This window comes from Pseudoclavibacter sp. VKM Ac-2867, assembly GCF_015351275.1.
Lineage (GTDB): Bacteria > Actinomycetota > Actinomycetes > Actinomycetales > Microbacteriaceae > Pseudoclavibacter.
This window is the reverse complement of sequence record NZ_JADKSL010000001.1, coordinates 551,482-570,996: the sequence shown is the minus strand read 5'-3', so window position 1 is coordinate 570,996 and position 19,515 is coordinate 551,482. Positions and strand designations below refer to the sequence as shown.

Here is a 19,515-nt window from a genome sequence, read left to right as displayed (position 1 = left end):
GCCGCGGTCGGATCGCGCATCGCGCGGATCAGAGCGGGTCAGTGGAAGAAGTGGCGCTCGCCCGTGAAGTACATCGTCACGCCCGCCTTCTCGGCGGCCGCGATGACCTCCTCGTCGCGGATGGATCCGCCCGGCTGCACGACGGCGCTCACGCCGGCCTCGAGCAGCACTTCCAGGCCGTCCGCGAACGGGAAGAACGCGTCTGACGCGGCAACGGATCCAGCGGCCCGCTCTCCTGCCCGCGAGACGGCGAGGTGGCAGGAGTCGACGCGGTTGACCTGCCCCATGCCGACGCCGACGGAGGCTCCGTCTGCGGCGAGGAGGATCGCGTTGGACTTCACGGCGCGGCAGGCTCGCCACGCGAACTCGAGGTCCTCGACGGTCTGCCCGGTGGCGGGGGCCCCGGAAACGAGCGTCCAGCTCTCGACGAGCGACACGCTCGGCTCGAAGCGGTCTGCGCTCTGGATGAGGAAGCCCCCGGAGATCTGACGCACCTCGCGCTCCTCGGGCGCCGGGTTCGCGGGAAGCTGGAGGAGGCGGATGTTCTTCTTCGTGCGCAGCACCTCGAGCGCCTCGGGCGCGAAGCTCGGCGCGATGACGACCTCGGTGAAGATCTTCGCGAGCGTCTGCGCCATCTCGAGCGAGACCTCGCGGTTGGCGGCGACGACGCCGCCGTAGGCACTGACCGGGTCGCAGGCGTGCGCGCGACGGTGAGCCTCGGCGATGGCCTCGGCCGGTGCGAGCCCCGCAGGCGCGACCGCGATGCCGCACGGGTTGGCATGCTTGATGATGGCGACAGCCGGCGAGGTGTGGTCGAACGCCGCCCGGAGGGCCGCGTCGGCATCGACGTAGTTGTTGTACGACATCTCCTTGCCGTGGAGCTGCTCGGCCTGGGCGATGCCCCTGCCGTCTGCTCGCCCGTACACGGCCGCGACCTGATGCGAGTTCTCGCCGTAGCGGAGGACAGCGAGCTGGGTGCCCTCGATGGTGAAGGAGCCCGGGAGCACGTCGGACGCCGAGCCTGCGGCGGGTTCCGCAGCTGCAGCCGCCTCGACCTCCTGGATGTGCGACGCGAACCACGCACCGACAGCCTGGTCGTAGCTCGACGTGTGCTGGAACGCGGCGGCGGCAAGCGCGCGACGCGTCGACAGCGTCACACCTCCGCCAGAGATCTCGTCGAGAACCCTGGCGTAGTCGCTCGGAGACGTGACGATCGTGGCGTTCGCGAAGTTCTTTGCGGAGGCGCGCACCAGGGCGGGGCCGCCGATGTCGATCTGCTCGATGATCGCCGGCGCATCTGCCCCGGAGGCAACCGTCTCGACGAAGGGGTAGAGGTTCACGACGATGAGCTCGAACGGCTCGATGCCGAGCTCCTCGAGCTGACGGAGGTGGTCGGCGATCCGCCGGTCAGCGAGGATCCCCGCGTGCACGCCTGGGTGCAGTGTCTTGACACGACCGTCAAGCGACTCCGGGAACCCGGTCACCTGCTGCACGTCCGTGACGTCGAATCCCGCCTCGCGGATGGTCTTCGCGGTCGAGCCGGTGGAGACGATCTCGACCCCGACAGCATTCAGTCCTGCGGCCAGCTCGAGCAGGCCGCTCTTGTCGCTCACGGACACGAGCGCGCGCTTGGGCTCGATCCGCTCGAGGGTGGTCAGCGATTCGTGTGAAGCGGGGGTGCTCATGCGTTGGCTCTTTCCTCGAGTGCGATTTCGCCCGAGGCAACGCCTCTGACGGTGTCTTCCAGCAGACGGCGCTCCGCGACCTTGATGCGGCCATGGAGCAGCTCCTCGGTATCACCGGGGAGTACGGGGATGCGGACGCGATCGACGATCGGACCGGTGTCGACGCCGTTGTCGACGATGATGATGGAGGCGCCCGTCTCAGCCACGCCGGCATCGAGCGCGTCGCGCACGGCATGCGCCCCTGGGAACTCCGGCAGGTACGCGGGGTGGGTGTTCAGGAGACGCGGGGCCAGCGCATCCACCATGGCAGGCGGCACGAGCCGCATGAAGCCGGAGAGCAGCGTGAGGTCCGGCTCGAAGCTCTGGATCTGCGCGAGCAGCTCCACGCCCCAGGCCTCCCGGTCGGCGAAGTCCTTCGGGCGCACCACGAACGACGGGATGCCGAACTCCTGCGCGAGCGCGAGGCCGGCTGCATTCCGGTCGGCACCGATCGCCACGATCTCGGCGCCGATAGGCGATGCGGAATCGGCGGAGGCCCGGAGTGTCTCGAGCAGCGCCTGCAGGTTCGAACCCGCGCCGGAGATGAGGACGACTACCTTGAGCACCGGGTCAGTCTAATCGCTGCGCGCGGTCGGGGCTCCCGGGTCGGCCCTGCTCAGTCGTCGAGATCGATGTCGGCGTAGATGTCCGGCTCGTCGTCGTAGCGCGGGTTCTCGACCTTGAGCCGCTTCGCGCGGCGAATCTCGGATGTCTGCCGCTCCGCAGGCTGATCGTCGGCGCGCACCTCGAGTGCGGTTCCCGGCTTCTTCTCGACCTCGCCCGGATCCTCGAAGCGCTTCGAGACGGCGTCCGCGACCCAGGTGCGCTCGTCGGTGCCATCACGTCGTGCGCGGCGCTTGGAGGAAGCAGCGCTCGCGCCCGCCGGTGAACCGCTCACCTTCTCACGCGGCTGCGGTCCGCTCGGCTCGTCACGTCCCGTCGGCGTCGACGTGGGCGTGCCGACGGTTGCACGACTGTGCTTCTTTCGCCCATCACGGGCGCTCCTGCCGGATTCCTCGGCGGCGGCATCGTCGGCTTCATCGTCTTCATCGAGCTGCTCAGCAGAGAGCGGCACCAGTGCCCCGACGAGGGCGCCGAGCGCAAGCGTTCCGAACGCGCTGGCACCGGTGAGCAAGGGGAAGGGGCCGATCTCCGCGAGGCGACCAGGGCCAGCCGAGCCGCCAGCAGCAAGGGCGAGGATCCCGATCGCGACGGCCGCGAGCGCCGCGGCCGCCACCGCGACCGAGACGCGAGTCCACACGCCCCGGTCTGCACCAGCCGGGGCGTGCATCCGAACCCCCACCATGGCAGCAAGCCCGACCAGGACAGGAACGGCGATGATCGAGACAGCGAGCAGTGGCGGAGACGCCGGGATGGCGCCGAGAAGCGGGAGGACGGGCATGGGGCCGACCAGCGTCTCGACGGGGGTGACCTGCGACCCGGTGCCGATCGCGAACCCAGAGCCGAGCATCCACGCAGCAGACCAGACGACGCCGTTCACGGCGATCACGAGCTGACTGAGCCCAACCACGATCGCGCTCGTCACATCGAGCGGGAGCGACTGGAAGAGCGCCAGGATGCTCGCGAGCCCCACGAGGACAGCGACGAGCAGCAGCACCGCTCCCGCTCCGAGGATGCCGGTGACCATGAGCCCGGCCGCCCTCAGCCCCTGGGACAAGGCCGCCCGTGTGCGCTCCTCGACGCTCGAGAGGATCGAGTCGAACGGTGCGACCTGCCATCCGCGCGCCCCGACGAACGCGGCGCCCAAGAAGACGACCGCACCCACGACGGCGGTCTGCCAGACGCCGATGTCGAGGCCACGGCCGCTCGCCGCGAGCGACACCCCGGCGGCGGCGGCGCCGAACAGCGCACCGGTCAGGAGGAGGCCGGGCCAGATGAGGTCGGAGGCCGCACGCACGCGAACCCCGGTCACGTGAGCCAACCACACCGTGAGGAGCGTGAGGCCCAGGGGCATCACCCGCAGCGTGAAGGTCACCGCCTCGGTTCCGGCAGGCACAAGAGCCGAGCTCGGGTCGAGCACCGCCCCCACGGACCCCCCGAGCGAGAGAGCCCAGATGGCCGCCGCGTACTCGAAGCCAGCAGCGAAGTCGCTGCCGAAGCCCGTCGTCGCCAACTGCACCGCGACGACCGCGAGCAGCGGGACGCCGAGGCCGACCGCAGCCGCGACGAGCGCGTCGACGGCCGAGTACAGGTACGTGATCGGGCGAGGCATAGCACCCCGACGATAGCCGCTAACCTGCCGGAATGACTGGATCAACAGGCCCTCACGAGATGACAGACATCCGACGCGCCATCGACGCTCTCGACGCCCGAATCGTGGAGCTCATCGGCGAGCGGCAGCGCTGGGTCGAACGCGCGGCGGTCGCCAAACGCGGTCAGGACACTGGTGCGGTGCGGGCTCCAGCGCGCGTGGAGCAGGTCATCGCGAAGGTGCGGGCACTCGCGGAACAGGGTGGAAGCTCCCCTGCGGTCGTCGAAGCGAGCTATCGCGCCATGATCGGCGCGTTCATCGAGCTGGAGCTGCACCAGCACGGCGGCGCGGCCACCGGCCAGTCCGACTGACCTCCGTGATCGGACGGCCCGCGTCCTCACCTGACAGAAGTCCGGTGCTTCCTGCGACGCACGCCAGCGGCGCGGCGGTCAGCGCTCCAGGAGCTGCTGGAACGGACCTCCCGCGGCACGGAGGCCGTCTGGTGCCCCCTCCTCCACGACCCGTCCTGCGTCGAGCACGATGACTCGATCGGTGTCGTCGAGCGTATCGATCCGGTGGCTGATCTCGAGGATGCTGCGCCGCCCGGCCCACTCCGCGAGGCGTGCGCGGACGGTCCGCTCAGTGGCACCGTCGAGCGCGCTCGTCGCCTCGTCGAGCACAAGCACCTCCGGGTTCGCCAACACAGCGCGTGCGATCGCGACGCGCTGCCGCTGCCCGCCAGAGAGGCCGCCGCCGCGCTCTCGCACCGGAGTGCCAAGGCCCTTCGGCTGCTCGCGCACCCATTCGTCGAGGGCGGCGACGCGCAAGGCCTGGAAGATCTCCTCGTCACTCGCGTCAGGTCGGGCGAGCGCAACGTTCTGCCCCACCGTGCCGTCGCTCAGGTACGGACGCTGCGGCACGAGTGCGATCCGGGTGCGCAGCTCGTCGAGCGGGATGCGCTGCAGGGGTTGCGGAGCACCGGGACGGCTGCCGGCCAGCGACACCGACCCGAGATCCGGGTCCCAGAAGCGGAGGGCGAGCGACGCGATCGTGGACTTGCCGCTGCCGGACGGTCCCACCACGGTGAGGTGCTCGCCCGCGCGCAGCTCGAAGGAGATCCGATCGAGCACGGCCCTCGGTGCGGCGGAGGTCGAGCCGCCCGCGCCCGGGTACGCGAACGTCACGCCCTCGAAGGCGAGCGCGACCGGACGCGGCTGGAGTTCACCGAGGTCACCTCGAGCCGGTTGGACCCTGGCCGCATCGTCGGCGAGCGCATCCGTCACGAGAGGCGGCCGCTCGATGACCTCGTAGAGGCGAGCAGCGCTCGCGAACGACGCGTTGAGGTCGGTCACGAAGCTCTCGACGGCGCGAGTCGGCACGAAGAGTCCGACCGCGACCGCGAGCGCGACGAGCAGCTGCTCGTAGCCGAGGCCCCCGGTCACGACGCCACCTCCTCCGACGAGCAGCACCGCGACCACGGAGCCCCACTGGAGCAGCACGACGAGTCCACCGCGGAGCGCGGCGACTCGGGAAGCGAACGCGGACGCGCGAGCCCCCGACTCGCCGCGCGCATCCATGTCCGAGAGGCGGGCCTCGGCATGCTCGAAGGCGAGCACTTCTCGCACACCCTGGACGGAGTCGCTGACGTGCTGGGCGACGACGCCCTTCGCCGCGACGGTCTCCTGCGAGGCGCGCCAGCCTGCTCGACCCCCGATCAGCGGGATCACCAGCACAACCACGACGATGAACGGCGCGATGGCCAGGGCCAGCGCTGCGCCCTGGGTGGTGCCGAGCCAGATGAGCGCGGCAGCGGGGACTGCCACCGCCGAGATCGCTGGCGGCGCCGTGTGCGCGAAGAACACCTCGACTCGGTCGATGTCGCGCGTGCCGCGTTCGCTCAGCTCACCGCTGCCCGCACCCTCGGTCGCGGCGGGGGCCTGCGGCGCGAGCCTGGCATAGAACAGGTTCCTCAGCCGAGCGAGGGCGGCGAAGGCCACGAAGTGGCCGCTGAACTGCTCGAGGTAGCGAAGGACGGCCTTCGCGAGCGCGAGCGCGACCATCGTCCAGATCGTGCCAGCGAGCGACAGCGCCCCGGAGACGCCGAGCATCGCGACGACCAGGATGGCGATGCCCGAGAGCTGTCCGACGATCCGCAGCAGAGTGGCGAGGGCCAGCGGCCAGAGCAGCGGCGCCGTCTGGCGCAGCAGCCAGGCCACAAGCTGGGGCCCGGTGGGCTGGCGAGTGTCGAGCGCAGTGGATGCGGCGGTCATCGTCGCGCTCCCCTTCCGTGTGTGTGGCCAGGGTGCTGCGGTGGCCGCGAACGCGAACCGTCGGCATCCGCCGGACGACTAGGAGCTGTCGCTTCGAGGGTGACGACTCTGTCGGCCGCGAGGATGCTGGTCGGCCGGTGCGAGACCATGACGACCGTTCGCCCTTCTGCCAGCTTCGCGAGCGCCCGCGTGATGAGGCGCTCGGAGCGCAGGTCGACCTGGGCGGTCGGCTCGTCGAGGAGCAGCACGCTCGCATCCCGCAGGAACGCCCTGGCGATGGCGACGCGTTGCGCCTGCCCGCCCGAGATCGAGAGGCCGCTCTCGCCGACCTGCGTCGCGAGACCGTCCGGGGAGCGCCCGAGGTCTTCGCTGAGTTCCGCCGCGGCAAGGGCGGCCCATAGCTCGTCGTCGCTGGCGTTCGGCTTCGCGACCCGGAGGTTGTCGGCGACGGTGCCGGTGAAGAGGAACGTGGTCTGCTCGACGACGGCGAGCGTGGCACGCGCCTGTGAGCTGCCTGCTGGCTCTCCCCCGACGAGCACGATCCCCTGGCGAGGCGCGAGGAGCCCTTGGGCCAGGGTCAGGAGCGTCGACTTGCCCGAACCGCTCGGGCCGGTGATGACGACTCGCTCTCCAGGCTCGATGCGCAGCGAGTACTCCGAGAGCACCGCCTGCCCTCGCTCGTAGCCGGCGGTGACGCTGCGCAGTTCGAGCGCAGCCACTCGGTCTGGTCCGGCGGGCGCCGACGCCGGTGCCGGGCTGTCAGCCACGGGCCGGGCGGCGATCGCGGCGCTCAGCTCCCGCTCGGCGTTGCGGCCCGTCATGCCGATGTAGAAGAACTGGCCGACGATGTCGACGGGCCCCGTCAGCAGGGTCGAGAGCAGCACCAGTGCTGCGGCCTGACCAGGCGTGATGGCGCCGTCCTCGAGTCGCCAGACGGCAAGGCCCGCCGCGCCCGTGATCATGGCGAGCGAGAAGACCGCGTCGACCGCCAGGATGAGGACCTGGTTGCCGGCGAGCAGCCGCATGACCCTGCGTCTGTTCTGCTCGCCTCGCTCACGCAGCTCCTCACCCGTCCGCGCGGCGGCCCGGTTCAGGGTCAGGGTCGTGAGGCCCTGGATGGCGCTGAGGAAAGCCGCCGAGAGCTGACCCGCGCTGCGCCTGTACGCGCCCGTCGATGAACGGAACGCGCGCTGGACCCCGATGATGATGAGGGGGATGAGCGGCACGAGCAGCAGCAGGAGCCCGGCGGTGAGCGGGTCGATGGAGACGGCGATGACCGCCAGCACGAGGAGCGGCGTGGTCAGCGAGGCGATGATCGGCCCGAGGAATCCCGCTCGGTAGGCGGATGCGCGGTCGATCGAGGCGGTGGCCATGCTGACGAGGGAGCCCGTGCGTTCCCGGCCGAGGGCCAGCGGCCCGACGGCGAAGAGCTGGCCGACAAGCAGCTGGCGCAGGGCGCGTTCGGTCGAGTTCTTGCTGCGCTGGACCAGGACCGTGGAGACTGCGGCGGCAGCGGCTGCCGCCACGACCAGAGCGCCCAGGAGGATGACGGTGCTCGCGTTCGGAAGCTCCCCCGCGAGGATTGAGTCGAGTGCTCCTCCGACGAGCAGCAGAACGCCAGCCAGGGCCAGCGCCTGCAGCCAGCCGAGCGCCAGGGGCACCGCGACCCTCGCCCTCGAGGTCGCACCGACGACACGCGGGTCGAGTGGAACCGCAGCAGCCGGATGGCCGCCAGGGTGTCCCCCGGAGTGGGCCGCGGGACGCCCTCGGGGATTCGAGCCCGACTGCGCGCCGGGGTGACCGTTCGGTCGTGCTGGGGCCGACTCGGGTCGAGTCACGGGCATCCTGTCTCAGATCTCAGTGCGGCAACCGCTCAGCGGTGCCGGGTTCAAGTGCTCGACGCGAGATGGGGATCATGGCGTCGGTGAGACGAATGGGCTGCAGCCCGTGTCTCCACGGGGCTGCAGCCCACTTCGTCGTGTGCAGAGCCGGTGCTCTGCGGCTGCTCGCTAGAGCGCTGCGTAGACCTCGCGGAGGAGGTTGGCGGTCTCGGTGGGCGTCGTGCCGACGCGGACGCCTGCAGCCTCGAGGGCCTCCTTCTTCGCCTGCGCGGTGCCCGCGGACCCGGTGACGATCGCGCCCGCGTGCCCCATGGTCTTGCCCTCAGGGGCGGTGAAGCCGGCGACGTAGCCCACGACGGGCTTCGTCACGTGCGCCTTGATGTACTCGGCGGCACGCTCTTCGGCGTCTCCGCCGATCTCGCCGATCATGACGATCGCCTTCGTGTCGGGGTCAGCCTCGAACGCCTCGAGGGCGTCGATGTGCGTCGTGCCGATGACGGGGTCGCCACCGATGCCGATCGCGGTCGAGATGCCGAGGTCGCGGAGCTCGTACATCATCTGGTACGTGAGCGTGCCCGACTTGGAGACGAGGCCGATGGGGCCGGCGCCCGTGATGTTCGCGGGCGTGATGCCGGCGAGCGACTTCTCCGGGGAGATGATGCCTGGGCAGTTCGGGCCGATGAGGCGCGTCTTGCCGACGCTCTGCGCGTGCGACCAGGCTTCGGAGGAGTCCTTGACCGGGATGCCCTCGGTGATCGCCACGGCAAGCGGGATCTCGGCGTCGATGGCTTCGATGATGGCGTCCTTGGCGAAGGCCGGCGGCACGAAGATGACGGTGACGTTCGCGCCGGTGGCCTCGATGGCCTCCTTCACGGTGCCGAAGATCGGGAGTTCCTTGCCCGCGAGCTCGAGCGTCTGCCCGGCCTTGCGGGGGTTGGTGCCCCCGACGATGTTGGAGCCGGCCTCGAGCATGCGCGTGGCGTGCTTCGAGCCCTCAGAGCCGGTGATGCCCTGAACGATGATCTTGGAGTTCTCGTCGAGGAAGATCGACATTGTTGTTCCTTCTCTGCTTTTCTTCGGGCGACTCAGGCGCGGGCGGCGAGTTCGGCGGCCTTGTCGGCTGCCTCGTCCATGGTGGCGACGACGGTCACGAGGGGGTGGTTCGCCTCGGCGAGGATGCGACGACCCTCTTCGACGTTGTTGCCGTCGATGCGGACGACGATCTGCTTCGTGGCCGAGTCACCGAGCGTGTTGAGCGCGCCGACGATGCCGTTGGCGACGGCGTCGCACGAGGTGATACCGCCGAAGACGTTCACGAAGACCGACTTGACCTGCTCGTCGCCGAGGATGACGTCGAGACCCGCGGCCATGACCTCAGCGGATGCTCCGCCTCCGATGTCGAGGAAGTTGGCGGGCTTCTGTCCGCCGTGCTTCTCGCCTGCGCCAGCGACGACGTCGAGCGTCGACATGACGAGGCCAGCGCCGTTTCCGATGATGCCGACGGAGCCGTCGAGCTTCACGTAGTTGAGGTCGTGGGCCTTCGCCTTGACCTCGAGCGGGTCGAGCCCGCCTGCAGCCTCGGCGAGCGCGACGTGGTCGGCGTGACGGAACTCGGCGTTCTCGTCGATCGTGACCTTGCCGTCGAGAGCGACGATGTCGCCGCCCTTGGTGAGGACCAGCGGGTTGACCTCGACTAGTGTCGCATCTTCCTGGTTGTACACCTCGTAGAGCTTGACGAAGACGTCAGCGACCTTGGCGACGAGCTCTTCCGGGAAGTTCGCGGCGCGCGCGATCTCCTCGGCCTTGGCTGCGTCGATGCCGCGGATCGGGTCGACGGCCACACGCGCGAGCGCCTCTGGCTTCTCGACGGCGAGCTGCTCGATCTCCATGCCACCCTCGACGCTCGCCATGGCGAGGTACGAGCGGTTGGCGCGGTCGAGGAGCACGGAGAAGTAGAACTCCTGGTCGATGTCCGCGCCCTGCGCGATCATGACCTTCTCGACGATGTGGCCCTTGATGTCGAGGCCCAGAATGGCCTCGGCTGCGGTGAACGCCTCGTCGGGGGTCTTGGCGAGCTTGACGCCGCCAGCCTTGCCGCGGCCTCCGACCTTCACCTGTGCCTTGACGACGGTGACGCCGCCGATCTTCTCGGCTGCGGCCTTCGCCTCCTCGGGCGTGTAGGCCACGAGTCCCTGGAGAACTGGAACACCGTGGGCGTCGAATACATCTCGCGCCTGGTACTCAAAGAGATCCACGTTTCATCCCATCCGCGACGCGTCGTCGCGTTCGTTCGCCCGAGCCTTCGGATTCTCGCGCTCGAGCCTTCAGAATTTGCAGAGCGGACCGCATCGCCGGCAGGCAGTGTGTGCCCGCCGCCCGGCAAAACACGTCCGTCGTCCAGCCTAGTGCCAGCGGGGGCCTCAGTTGCCCAGCTTCTCGATCGGAGCGAGTTTCACGAGCAGCTTCTTTCGGCCGGCGCTGTCGAAGTCGACCTCCGCGATTCGCTTCGCCTCACTGCCGAGGATCGCGCGCACGGTGCCCTCACCGAAGTCGACGTGCGTGATGCGGTCACCGGCGACGAGCTCCATGCCGCTGTTGTCGCGCATCTGTCCCGTGACCTCGTTGATCCACTTCTGCTTCGGCTTGGCCTTGGGGGCGGTCTCGCGGCCCGCGTCGGAGTCGCGGAACCGCACGGCGCTGGAGAAGCCTGCGCTGCCGGCGTCGGCAGCGCTGCGCCCGTAGCCGCCAGCTGTCCCGTAGCCCTCGCTGCCGAGCGGCTTGCGAGCGGAGGTCACCGACCGCTGCTCGTAGCCGCCCCTGCCTGCGGCGGATCCCGGCGAGACCCTCCATTCGATGAGCTCGGACGGAATCTCCTGCAGGTAGCGGCTCGGAAGCGCAGCCGCGGTCTCGCCGAACTGCGAGCGCATCATGGCGAGCGACAGGTGCAGGCGCTTGCGCGCACGCGTGATGCCCACGTAGAAGAGGCGTCGCTCCTCAGCGGGGCCGCCTGGCTCGTCTGCGGCGATGCGGTGGGGCAGCAGCTCCTCCTCGACTCCCGTGATGAAGACCGAGTCGTACTCGAGCCCCTTCGCGGTGTGGAGCGTCATCAGAACGACGGCTCCGGACTCGTCGATGAGGTCGTCGGCAGCCGCGACGAGAGCGACATCCGTGAGGAAGTCGATGACGGAGCCGCCCGCGTTGTTCTTGTCGAACTCTGCGGCGACAGAGATGAGCTCCTCGACGTTCTCGGCACGGGCTTCGTCTTGGGGGTTGCCGGTCTGCAGGAGCTTCTCGAGGTAGCCGGTGCCCTTGACGATGGTCTTCAGCGTCTGGCTCACCGTCTTGCGCCCGGTCGGTGCGTCGATGTCGAGGCCGGCCGTCGCGTCGTCGAGCAGCTTGGCGAGCTGCGCGATGGCACCCGTGACCTTCGGCCCGAGCCCGAGCTCGCCCGCGCGGCGCATGGCGTCACGGAACGTGATGTCGTACCGGTTCGCGAAGTCCCAGATCGCAGTCTCCGTCGCCGGTCCGATCGACCGCTTCGGGGAGTTCAGGATGCGCCTCGTCGACATCTCGTCGGCTGGGTTGACGAGGGCTGTCAGATACGCGATGAGGTCCTTGATCTCGGCGCGCTCGTAGAACTTCGTGCCGCCGACGAGGCGGTAGGGCACGGCGGAGCGGATGAAGATCTCTTCGAGCGCACGCGTCTGCGCGTTGGTCCGGTAGAAGACGGCCATGTCGTTGTAGCTCTGGCCGGCATCGCGGAGCTTGTGGATCTCATCTGCGACGAATTGCGCCTCGTCGTGGGCGGAGAAGCCAGTGAAGCCGACGATCTTCGCGCCCTCGCCGCCGTCGGACCAGAGCTTCTTGTCGACGCGGTCGAAGTTGTTGCGGATGACCGCGTTGGCGGCCGAGAGGATGTTCTGCGTGGAGCGGTAGTTCTGCTCGAGCAGCACCACCTTCGCGTCGGAGAAGTCGCGCTCGAACTCGCTGATGTTGCGGATGTCCGCGCCGCGGAAGGCGTAGATCGACTGGTCGGAGTCGCCGACGACCGTGAGCGAGGCCCCAGGGATGCCGCCGTTCGCGTCGAGTTCCATGCGGGTGTCGTGCGGCACGTGCTGGGGCTCCACCGAGCGCGTGAGCTCACGGATGAGCGAGTACTGGGCGTGGTTCGTGTCCTGGTACTCGTCGACCAGCACGTGGCGGAACCGGCGCTGGTACTGGGCCGCGACATCGGGGAAGGCGCGGAGCATCCACACTGTCTGCGAGATGAGGTCGTCGAAGTCGAAGGCGTTGGCGCGACGCAGCGACTGGGTGTACTGCCGGTAGATGTCGAGGAACATCGCGTCGCGCGGGTCGCTCATGTTGGCCTGGCGTGCGAAGCCGTCGACGTCGGTGAGCTCGTTCTTCAGCTTCGAGATGCGCGACTGCACACTCGAGACGGTGAAGCCGAGCACATCGGCCTCGAGGGCCTTCACGATGCGCTTGATGAGGGCCTTCGAGTCGGCCGAGTCGTAGATCGTGAAGCTGGTCGTGAAGCCGAACTTGTCGGCCTCTCGTCGCAGGATGCGCACGCAGGCCGAGTGGAACGTGGAGATCCACATGCCATCCGCTGCACCTCCCACGATGTGCTGGATGCGCTCGCGCATCTCGGCAGCGGCCTTGTTGGTGAAGGTGATCGCGAGGATCTGGCTCGGCCAGGCCTCACGGGAGGCGATGAGACCGGCGATGCGGTGGGTGAGCACTCGCGTCTTGCCGGAGCCCGCGCCCGCCACGATGAGCAGCGCGGGGCCGCGGTAGGTGACGGCTTCCTTCTGTTGCGGATTGAGTCCGTCGAGGAGGTCGTTTTCAGAGGGATCGAAGACAGGTGGCAGTAGCGTCATGACTCGTTGATTGTAGGTGCGGCCACCGACATCGCGGAGGCCGCGGAAGGGAATCACCTTGACCACGCAGCTCACCCCCGCCCGCCGCGCGCTCGGCGGGACGCTCTCCGTCTCCCCCGTCGCCCTCGGCGGCAACGTCTTCGGCTGGACGGCCGACCGCGACGAGTCGTTCGCGATCCTCGACGCCTACGTCGAGGCCGGCGGCAACTTCATCGACACCGCTGACGTCTACTCAGCCTGGATTCCGGGCAACTCGGGTGCGGAATCCGAGACCATCATCGGCGAGTGGCTCCGCTCCCGCGGTCGCCCGGAGGATCTTGTCATCGCGACCAAGGTCGCGCAGTTCGCGAAGCGGCCGGGCCTCAGCGCCGACAATGTTCGTGCTGCCGTGGACGACAGCCTCGAGCGCCTCGGTGTCGAGCGGATCGATCTCTACTACGCGCACCGCGACGACCCGGAGACGCCCATCGCCGAGACCGCCGCCGTCTTCTCCGAGCTTGTCGACGCCGGCAAGATCAAGGCCATCGGCGTCTCGAACTACTCGCCGCCTCGGCTGCGCGAGTGGCTGGCGGCGGTCGAGAACGGCCGCCTGCACCAGCCGACGGCGCTGCAGCCCGAGTACAACCTCCTCGAGCGCGACATCGAGAGCGAGCTGCTGCCGCTGGCCCGCGAAGCCGGTATCGGCGTCGTCCCGTACTTCGCGCTGGCGCACGGCTTCCTGACGGGCAAGTACCGCAGGGACGTCGAGGTCGAGTCGGCCCGCGCAAGCTCCGTCGAGCAGTACCGGAACGACCACGGCTACGCGATCGCGGATGCGGTCGCCACCATCGCGAAGACCCACGACACCCAGCCGGGTACCGTGGCGCTCGCCTGGCTCGCCGCTCAGCCCGGCGTCGTCGCGCCGATCGCAAGCGCGCGCACGGCCGCGCAGCTGCCGCTCATCACGGACGCCTTCACGCTGAAGCTCACCGACGACGAGCTGAAGACGCTCGGCAGGGTCTCCGCGAAGGCCTGATTCCCGCCCCGAGCGCCAGAGAAGTGCGAGAGATGCACGCTCCCCGGACCGGGAGCCTGCATCTCTCGCTCTTCTGTCGCCTGGAACTTCTGTCTTCTGGTATTTCTGCCGTCTGGAACTTCTGCCGACTGGGCTGCCTCACCGAGAGGGGTGGAGCTCGTCGATCAGCGCACGGACACGACCGGGCGCATCCGCGAACACGCCGTCGACCCCCGTCCGCAGAATGCCGCGCCAGTAGGCCTCTAGTCTGCCCGCGAGCGCTGGCGGCAGGAAGTGGTCTTCTGGCCGCAGCGTCCACGTGAACACCCGCAGGTCCCTCGCGTGTGCTCGCCCGACCAGGCTCCGCCCAGCCTCCGGATGCATCGCGCCGGCCTCGTCCGCGATCCCGAGCAGCAGGTGGCTGGGGCTGATGCCGTCCGCCCACTCCGCGACCGCATCCAGCCCCCGGTCGGTGAGATCGCTCGCGTAGTCGCTCGCCACCGCGCCGTCTCGTGCTCGCCGGTCGTCAGGAACGCCCTCGCTGTCGATGAGGTAGACGAGGGATGCGCCCGCGGCCACGCCGCGTCGCCGCACCTCGCGCAGCACCTCCCCTTCGAAGCTCTCGAGCACCAGGGCGTCGAGCACGGGCGTGCCCCAGAGTCCGGCAAGCTCCCGCTCGAGGAGCTCGACGAGGTCGAAGCCGAGTCCGCGGAACCAGCTCGCATGCTTCAGCTCGATCACGAGGCGAGGCCGCTGACCCGCGGTCGTCCGCCGCTCGGCGAGCAGCTCGACGAGCTCGCGGAGCCTGATCATCGGCAGCTGCCCATCGAACGCCGTGTTCGCAGGGCGGACGCTCGGGATACGCTCCACCGCGTTCAGTGTCCGCAGCTGCTCCCACGTGTAGTCGTGGGCGAACCAGTCGGTGACCGTGCCGTCCGGCGTCCACGCTCGCCGAGCGGGGCCGAACTCGGCGGCTCTGGACCTGATATCGGTGCTCTCTCCGAGCAGCGGCTCATGTCGCACGAGAAGCACCCCGTCGCGGGTCGGGACGACGTCCGGTTCCAGCGCGTCGGCCCCCTGCCGCAGAGCCAGGAGATAGCCGTCGATCGTGTGCTCGGGGAGATGGGCGGGGGCCCCTCGGTGGCCGATGAGGAGGGGCGAGGTCTGGTGAATGGGCGCGTTCACGCGCGCAGTATGTCGCACCCCGGCGTACCGTTGGTGTCATGCGGCGTACTCGTTCGATCTATCGCGCTGGCGGCGGCTACGCGCTCCCACTCATCGTGGATCTCCTGCTCGTCGTGGTCTTCGCGATCATCGGGCGGATGAGCCACTCCGAGGGGCTGTCCCTGGCCGGCATCGTGACGACGGGATGGCCGTTTGTACTCGGGCTCCTCGTCGGCTGGGTGCTCGTGACGCTGTTCAGATGGAAGCCGTGGCGTCCGCTCCCGTCCGGAGTCTTCATCTGGGTCGTCACCGTCGGCGGCGGCATGCTGCTTCGCCTCCTCGTGGGCGACACGGCGGAGGCGGCATTCGTCGTGGTCGCATCGATCGTGCTCGGCGCGTTCCTGCTCCTCCCGCGCGTCCTGTTCGGCACCGGCCGGGATGCGCGCGCGAGCGCCCCTCGCTCGCCGAGTGTCCGCTGACGGCGCACAGCTCCAGGCTTGATTCACGAACTCTTTCGCTAGAATCCCGGCAACCCCGTCTACGGCGGGCATCTTGACCTTCGAGACAGAACGGACTCACGGACAGCCATGGCGAATTCCGCGCTAGAACGCAACCCTTACTTCAACGGGGAGGCACGCAGGCAGCACGGCCAACAGTTCGGCCAGGCGCCCACCGCTCCCCAATACGGGAGGGCGCAGTCCGCGCCGACACACGGTCAGCAGCCTCCCGCGCCCCTCACGGCCGAGCAGCTGAACGCCCAGTTCCAGGCACCGCCTGCGAGCCCCGATCAGATGGACCGGATGTCCTACGAGGACACCATCGCCAAGACCGCGGGCCTCTTCGGCATCGTGCTCGTCGCGGCCGCCGTCGCGTGGTTCGTCCCCATGCTCATGATCATCGGCGCGATCGGCGCTCTGGTGCTCTCGCTGGTGCTCGCGTTCCAGCGCGAGCCGAAGACCGGCCTCATCTTCGCCTTCGCGGCGGCTGAGGGTCTTCTCGTCGGTGGACTCTCCTCGATCCTCGAGCAGATGTACCCGGGCATCGCCATGCAGGCCGTCCTCGCGACGTTCTCCGTGGTCGCCGTGACGCTCGTGCTGTTCCGCTTCGGCAAGGTCCGCACGTCGCCTCGCATGACGAAGATCGTGCTCGTCGCCATGCTCGGCTACGCCCTCTTCTCGCTCATCAACTTCGGCATGATGATGTTCGGCTTCCAGAGTGCTGCCGGCCCCTGGGGCATGCGATCCATGGAGGTCTTCGGCATCCCGCTCGGCGTCATCCTCGGCATCTTCGCCGTCCTCATGGGCGCGTACATGCTGGTCATGGACTTCGAGCTCATCAAGAACGGCGTCGAAGGCGGAGCTCCCCGCAAGTACGGCTGGATCGGGGCCTACAGCCTCGTCTCGACCGTCGTCTTCATCTACGTCGAGATCATCCGCGTCCTCGCGATCCTGCGCGGCAACAACTAGCGCAGCACGTCGTACGCAGAATGGCCGCTCCTCCAGGAGCGGCCATTCTGTCGTTCGGGTGTGCCTGCGGCTACCGTCGCGCGGGCAGCGTCCGGTCGTCGATGCCCGCTTCGGGGTCGATGTCGAGGAGGTACAGCTCGTCCTCCGAGACGAGACGGTTGCGCACGGCGTAGTCGACGAGCCGAGCGCGCCGGTTGGTCGCGTACGAGCGTGCCCCTCCGCGGAGCCCCTCGACGCCGACGCGGTCGAGCTTCTCGCAAACGTTGTCGAGCTTGCGGTTGAAGGCGGTGACGGTCCAACCGAGCCGCTCTGCAGCTCGAGCGCTGGTTGGGATGTCGCCAAGACCGTTCTCGCCTCGAAGCAGCACCGATTCGCATAGGGCGAGGAGCAGGAGCCGCTGCGCGGGCGTCAGCGCGATGTGGGTGGCCTCGCGACCTGGAACCTCGACCGTGGAGCCGGAGCCCGCAGGAAGGTCCATGTAGACGGGTGAGACCGCGTGGATCCTGACCTCGTAGTGGCGCTCCCCTGCCGAGAAGTGGATGCTCGTGCGCTCGAAGACGATCGGGATCCGCGCGCCTGGGAGGAGCCTGGCCTGAACCCGCCCTGAGCCGTCGACGATGCTGAGTGTCATCCTGGTGCCGATGTTCGCCACGAACCAGAGTCCGTCCTTCGCGACGATGCGGAGGAGTTTGCGGTGCAGGAACGGGTTGGCGTCGAGCCGGATGTCGGCGTCGCGGCCGATCTCGATGTGCTCCCCTGGCATGACGGAGACCCACTGGCCCTGATACTCGACGGAGACCCCGTGATCGGGATTCACCTCGGCGAGCTGATTCGCGGCGTCCTGGAGGAGTGCGTGGTCGACGAGGTGATCAGAAGGCAGCTCCTCTCGTGGCAGGGACGGGAGCACGCCCGTCTCTGCGGGTACCTGGGGGTGCGGATCGGTGGAAAATCGTGGCGCCATGTCGCGAACTCTCTGAACTGAGGGGGAACTTGCCAGTCGTGAATTACCCCAACCATGCCACTACCCAACGACCTTGGCCAGCAACGTCTTTCGCTGTGGGGGCCAGTTTTTTGCCGTCATGGAGCTGCAAATTTCGGATTGAAAAGTCCGGAACTGTCTGCCGGAAAACCGAAAACCGTTCGTCTACTCCGTTTTTGACCTCTACTACCAGGCATTTATGCCCGGGCACAATTCCCCGGACCCTTTTCACCCCACGTATCGCCCTCGAGTGGCCGCCGCCAGTGGCCCCGCAGCGGCCGCCACGAAAGTGCGCGGATTTCTCCGCAGATGGCACAAAATGCACGAACGGGGATGCACATGGTGCATCCCCGTTCGCCTCAACTCTCGCCGAGCGCTACTCCCACTCGATGGTTCCCGGCGGCTTCGACGTCACGTCGAGCACAACTCGGTTCACGTCGTCGACCTCATTCGTGATGCGGTTCGAGATGCGCGCCAGCAGGTCGTACGGCAGGCGGGTCCAGTCGGCCGTCATGGCGTCTTCGCTGGACACGGGACGCAGCACGATCGGGTGGCCGTAGGTGCGCCCGTCACCCTGGACGCCCACCGACCGGACATCTGCGAGCAAGACGACCGGGCACTGCCAGATCTCGGTGTCGAGGCCCGCCGCCGTCAGCTCCTGACGCACGATAGCGTCCGCTTCTCGGAGCAAGTCGAGCCGCTCCTGGGTGACCTCGCCGATGATCCTGATGCCGAGGCCGGGGCCGGGGAACGGCTGACGCGCGACGATCGGCTCGGGAACACCCAGCTCGCGGCCCACCGCACGCACCTCGTCCTTGAACAGCGTGCGCAGGGGCTCGACGAGCTCGAACTGCATGTCCTCGGGGAGACCGCCGACGTTGTGGTGGCTCTTGATGTTCGCAGTTCCGGTGCCGCCACCCGACTCGACCACGTCGGGGTACAGGGTTCCCTGGACGAGGAAGCGGATGCGCTCCCCCGATTCCTGGGCCTCCTTGATGAGGTCGACCTCTGCCTGCTCGAAGCTGCGGATGAACTCGCGTCCGATGGCCTTGCGCTTCGCCTCAGGGTCGGTGATGCCCGCGAGCGCCGTAAGGAACTGCTCTCGCGCATCCACGGTCACGAGGCGCACGCCGATCGCGTCGACGAAGTCCTCCTCGACCTGACGGCGCTCGTCCTGACGGAGGAGGCCATGGTCGACGAAGACGCACGTCAGCTGGCTGCCGACGGCCTTGTACACGAGGGCGGCTGCGACTGCCGAGTCGACACCGCCGGAGAGGCCGCAGATGACCTTGGCGTCGCCGACCTGCTCGCGGATGCGCGCGACCTGCTCGTCGATGACCGAGGCGGGCGTCCAGTCGCTCGGGATGCCAGCTGCACGGTGCAGGAATCCTTCGATGAGCGCCTGGCCGTGCTCGGAGTGCAGCACCTCGGGGTGCCACTGCACGCCGTACAGGCCGCGCTCGGTGTTCTGGAACGCCGCGACAGGCGTGTCCTCGGTCGTCGCGAGCACCGTGAAACCCTCGGGCGCACGCGCCACCGAGTCACCGTGGCTCATCCAGACCGTCTGGTCGCCCGGCTGGCCGTCGAGGAGCGTCGACGCACCGGCTTCGAGCTTGACCGCCGTCGAGCCGTACTCGCGTCGACCCGTCTTCGCGACCTCGCCGCCGAGCTGCGTCGCCATGACCTGGAATCCGTAGCAGATGCCCAGCGTCGGAACGCCGAGCTGGAGGATGCCGGAGTCAAGGGAGGGCGCCTCTTCCGCGTACACGCTGGAGGGGCCGCCGGAGAGGATGATGCCGACGGGGTTCTTCTCGGCGACTTCCTCTGCCGAGATCGTGTGCGGCACGATCTCCGAGTAGACGCTCGCCTCGCGGACGCGCCGCGCGATGAGCTGCGCGTACTGCGCGCCGAAATCGACGACGAGCACTGGGCGCTGATCTGTGGCCTGCGGGTCGGTGGTTGCCATGGACACCTTTCGGGTGGTG

At 68.7% G+C, this 19,515-nt stretch carries 15 protein-coding genes; 4 read left to right on the top strand and 11 right to left on the bottom strand.

Annotated features, from left to right (window positions below):
* Positions 1-38 precede the first annotated feature (38 nt).
* From purH to ITJ67_RS02550, 3 genes are read right to left on the bottom strand one after another with little or no spacing between them, the layout of a single operon-like run.
* A complete protein-coding gene (gene purH, locus ITJ67_RS02560; RefSeq protein ID WP_194676624.1) occupies positions 39-1,685 on the bottom strand; it encodes a bifunctional phosphoribosylaminoimidazolecarboxamide formyltransferase/IMP cyclohydrolase in 1,647 nt (548 codons plus the stop codon).
* Entirely contained in the window at positions 1,682-2,290 is a 609-nt protein-coding gene (gene purN, locus ITJ67_RS02555; protein WP_194676623.1) for a phosphoribosylglycinamide formyltransferase, read from the bottom strand. Before purN ends, purH begins: the two co-directional genes overlap by 4 nt.
* 50 nt (positions 2,291-2,340) lie before the next feature.
* Positions 2,341-3,957, bottom strand: coding sequence for a DUF6350 family protein (locus tag ITJ67_RS02550; protein ID WP_194676622.1), 1,617 nt, complete (start codon positions 3,955-3,957; stop codon positions 2,341-2,343).
* 32 nt (positions 3,958-3,989) lie between these two features.
* On the opposite strand from ITJ67_RS02550, the gene ITJ67_RS02545 reads away from it, so the two are divergent.
* Positions 3,990-4,307 carry a chorismate mutase gene (locus tag ITJ67_RS02545; protein ID WP_194676621.1) on the top strand — a complete coding sequence of 106 codons (318 nt, stop codon included), beginning with the start codon at positions 3,990-3,992 and terminating at the stop codon, positions 4,305-4,307.
* Positions 4,308-4,385: 78 nt separating this feature from the next.
* Here the strand turns inward: ITJ67_RS02545 and ITJ67_RS02540 are convergent, their stop codons facing one another.
* From ITJ67_RS02540 to ITJ67_RS02520, 5 genes are all read right to left on the bottom strand, one after another.
* A complete protein-coding gene (locus tag ITJ67_RS02540) occupies positions 4,386-6,206 on the bottom strand; it encodes an ABC transporter ATP-binding protein (RefSeq protein ID WP_194676620.1) in 1,821 nt (606 codons plus the stop codon).
* Positions 6,203-7,867 (bottom strand): ATP-binding cassette domain-containing protein, encoded by a 1,665-nt coding sequence (locus tag ITJ67_RS02535; RefSeq protein ID WP_194676619.1) that lies wholly within the window; start codon positions 7,865-7,867, stop codon positions 6,203-6,205. The genes ITJ67_RS02540 and ITJ67_RS02535 overlap by 4 nt, the downstream gene beginning before the upstream one ends.
* Positions 7,868-8,215: 348 nt before the next feature.
* A complete protein-coding gene (sucD, locus tag ITJ67_RS02530; RefSeq protein WP_068479974.1) occupies positions 8,216-9,100 on the bottom strand; it encodes a succinate--CoA ligase subunit alpha in 885 nt (294 codons plus the stop codon).
* Positions 9,101-9,132: 32 nt separating this feature from the next.
* A complete protein-coding gene (gene sucC, locus ITJ67_RS02525; RefSeq protein WP_104242588.1) occupies positions 9,133-10,302 on the bottom strand; it encodes an ADP-forming succinate--CoA ligase subunit beta in 1,170 nt (389 codons plus the stop codon).
* 165 nt (positions 10,303-10,467) lie between these two features.
* The gene (locus ITJ67_RS02520; RefSeq protein WP_104331818.1) at positions 10,468-12,927 is read right to left on the bottom strand and encodes an ATP-dependent helicase; all 2,460 of its coding nucleotides are present in this window, start codon (positions 12,925-12,927) and stop codon (positions 10,468-10,470) included.
* Between the two features lie 58 nt (positions 12,928-12,985).
* On the opposite strand from ITJ67_RS02520, the gene ITJ67_RS02515 reads away from it, so the two are divergent.
* Entirely contained in the window at positions 12,986-13,942 is a 957-nt protein-coding gene (locus ITJ67_RS02515; RefSeq protein ID WP_194676618.1) for an aldo/keto reductase, read from the top strand.
* Between the two features lie 138 nt (positions 13,943-14,080).
* Here ITJ67_RS02515 and ITJ67_RS02510 read toward each other — a convergent pair whose 3' ends face one another.
* Entirely contained in the window at positions 14,081-15,106 is a 1,026-nt protein-coding gene (locus ITJ67_RS02510) for a glycerophosphodiester phosphodiesterase family protein (RefSeq protein WP_194676617.1), read from the bottom strand.
* A 38-nt stretch (positions 15,107-15,144) separates the two neighbouring features.
* Here ITJ67_RS02510 and ITJ67_RS02505 point away from each other — a divergent pair, with 38 nt between their 5' ends.
* Both ITJ67_RS02505 and ITJ67_RS02500 read left to right on the top strand, forming a co-directional pair.
* A complete protein-coding gene (locus tag ITJ67_RS02505) occupies positions 15,145-15,564 on the top strand; it encodes a DUF3054 domain-containing protein (RefSeq protein ID WP_160071291.1) in 420 nt (139 codons plus the stop codon).
* A gap of 108 nt (positions 15,565-15,672) precedes the next feature.
* Positions 15,673-16,551 carry a Bax inhibitor-1/YccA family membrane protein gene (locus tag ITJ67_RS02500; protein ID WP_160071290.1) on the top strand — a complete coding sequence of 293 codons (879 nt, stop codon included), beginning with the start codon at positions 15,673-15,675 and terminating at the stop codon, positions 16,549-16,551.
* 70 nt (positions 16,552-16,621) lie between these two features.
* Here ITJ67_RS02500 and ITJ67_RS02495 read toward each other — a convergent pair whose 3' ends face one another.
* Positions 16,622-17,512, bottom strand: coding sequence for a hypothetical protein (locus ITJ67_RS02495; RefSeq protein WP_228502171.1), 891 nt, complete (start codon positions 17,510-17,512; stop codon positions 16,622-16,624).
* A 394-nt stretch (positions 17,513-17,906) separates the two neighbouring features.
* The gene (gene guaA / locus ITJ67_RS02490; protein WP_194676616.1) at positions 17,907-19,496 is read right to left on the bottom strand and encodes a glutamine-hydrolyzing GMP synthase; all 1,590 of its coding nucleotides are present in this window, start codon (positions 19,494-19,496) and stop codon (positions 17,907-17,909) included.
* Positions 19,497-19,515 lie beyond the last annotated feature (19 nt).

Coding starts and splice junctions, on each gene's coding strand:
- purH (WP_194676624.1), bottom strand. CDS start 1,685: ATGAGCACCCCCGCTTCACACGAATCGCTGACCACCCTCGAGCGGATC.
- ITJ67_RS02540 (WP_194676620.1), bottom strand. CDS start 6,206: ATGACCGCCGCATCCACTGCGCTCGACACTCGCCAGCCCACCGGGCCC.
- guaA (WP_194676616.1), bottom strand. CDS start 19,496: ATGGCAACCACCGACCCGCAGGCCACAGATCAGCGCCCAGTGCTCGTC.
- ITJ67_RS02545 (WP_194676621.1), top strand. CDS start 3,990: ATGACTGGATCAACAGGCCCTCACGAGATGACAGACATCCGACGCGCC.
- sucD (WP_068479974.1), bottom strand. CDS start 9,100: ATGTCGATCTTCCTCGACGAGAACTCCAAGATCATCGTTCAGGGCATC.
- ITJ67_RS02505 (WP_160071291.1), top strand. CDS start 15,145: ATGCGGCGTACTCGTTCGATCTATCGCGCTGGCGGCGGCTACGCGCTC.
- ITJ67_RS02550 (WP_194676622.1), bottom strand. CDS start 3,957: ATGCCTCGCCCGATCACGTACCTGTACTCGGCCGTCGACGCGCTCGTC.
- ITJ67_RS02520 (WP_104331818.1), bottom strand. CDS start 12,927: ATGACGCTACTGCCACCTGTCTTCGATCCCTCTGAAAACGACCTCCTC.
- ITJ67_RS02500 (WP_160071290.1), top strand. CDS start 15,673: ATGGCGAATTCCGCGCTAGAACGCAACCCTTACTTCAACGGGGAGGCA.
- ITJ67_RS02495 (WP_228502171.1), bottom strand. CDS start 17,512: ATGGCGCCACGATTTTCCACCGATCCGCACCCCCAGGTACCCGCAGAG.